General features: G+C 23.9%; 2 protein-coding genes and 1 pseudogene. All 3 read right to left on the minus strand.

The genetic code is table 11. The annotated features are described in order from the left end of the window. Positions 1-205 (minus strand): annotated as a pseudogene (locus QZ288_RS11730) (hypothetical protein); the annotation flags it as partial. Positions 206-209: 4 nt separating this feature from the next. Further along, a complete protein-coding gene (locus QZ288_RS11735; protein ID WP_295159072.1) occupies positions 210-1,361 on the minus strand; it encodes a glycosyltransferase family 2 protein in 1,152 nt (383 codons plus the stop codon). Beyond that, the coding region (locus QZ288_RS11740; protein ID WP_295159074.1) for a hypothetical protein at positions 1,354-1,535 on the minus strand (182 nt) is incomplete at its 5' end. The genes QZ288_RS11740 and QZ288_RS11735, both read right to left, overlap by 8 nt.

Raw genomic sequence — 1,535 nt, forward strand, 5'->3', positions numbered from 1 at the left:
AATCGCTACATACTGTCTGGTCTGGTCTGGTCTGGTCTGGTCTGGTCTGGTCTATATATAAATCTCTAAAAAAACTATTATTTTCTATTTCACAATATTTAAATATTAAATCAAATCTGTTATTTAATAAAAATAATTTTTCTCTATATTCTACACTAGTATTATAATCTATATATGTATAATCGCTATTTAAAACAAAACCCATAAAATTACTCCTTGCAGTTTATCTTAAATTTAACAGTAAAAGTTATTCCAAAAACAACTATTTTTATATATCGTTTTGATTTACATATACCAAATAATCTAAACCATTTTTCATTGTCATTCTTTACATTTTCTATTCTTTTTGTAATATCCTCATAAAAATTCATAAAAAATAAATAGTTATCATAATTAGAGGATATTTTTATTAACATATAATTATAATATAAATAATCATTAGTAAAATCTTTATTTATTTGAACTTTGTTATAAAAATTATGTATATGTATAAATGCCTCTTCTTTATTTAAAAAAATGCTGTACCTATAGAATATTAAATTACAAATTTTAGGCATTAAATACTTCATAAAATTTTCATCACATTTGATCTTGCAATATTCTATGCAGTTATTCATATGAGAAATAGTAGCTATTATACTATTTATATTTACCTCAGCTTCTTTCATTAAAGATGAATTTCTTTGCCTATAAAAATAATATCCTTTATGATTATAAGAAGTTTTTGGCTTATTAGCAATAACTCTATAGTATAAGTCAACATCTTCAGCACCTAAAGCAATATCCATAAAATAAAGTTCATTAGAAATTAAAAATTCTCTTTTAAATAATTTATTCCAAGACATAGGAGATAAAAATTCTTTTTTGCCTTCATAATTCTCGGTTATCTCTATAAATGATTCGCCTTCTAAATAATTTTTAGGATATTGTTTTTTCCAATTAATCAGATTATTAAATGTTTCGGGCTTATAAGGTGTTATTTTTCCATCATAATCAGCATTTATATTAAGATTACTAACTATATCCGAATTATATTTTTTTGCTGTAACATATAATGTTTGTATATAATCATTGGATATATAATCATCTGAATCCATATAGAAAATATATTCTCCATTTGCTCTAGCCAATCCTGTATTTCTGGCAGGTCCCAAACCTCTATTAATATTATGTTTAATAAGAATAATTCTAGAATCTATATCTTTATACTTATCAAGTATTAAATAACTGTTATCTTTAGAGCAATCATCTACACAAATAATTTCTATTTCTTTTAATGTCTGATTAATTATACTATTCAAACATTCTTCTAAATATTGCTCTACATTATATACTGGGATTATGACGCTTACTTTAATCATTACAAGCTCCCATATTTAATTTTGATAAAATGAAATGGTGCTTGTAATTTATTATATTTTGTGCTATTATTATAGAGTATGTATCTTTTACATATTCTTGTCTTGTCTTGTCTTGTCTTGTCTTGTCTGTCTTGTCTTGTCTTGTCTTGTCTTGTCTTGTCTTGTCTTGTCTTG

It is taken from the genome of uncultured Brachyspira sp. (assembly GCF_910578695.1).
GTDB lineage: Bacteria > Spirochaetota > Brachyspiria > Brachyspirales > Brachyspiraceae > Brachyspira.

What these genes read in the sequence shown, in the direction of transcription:
- QZ288_RS11735 (WP_295159072.1), bottom strand. Translation starts at nt 1,361, where the DNA reads ATGATTAAAGTAAGCGTCATAATCCCAGTATATAATGTAGAGCAATAT.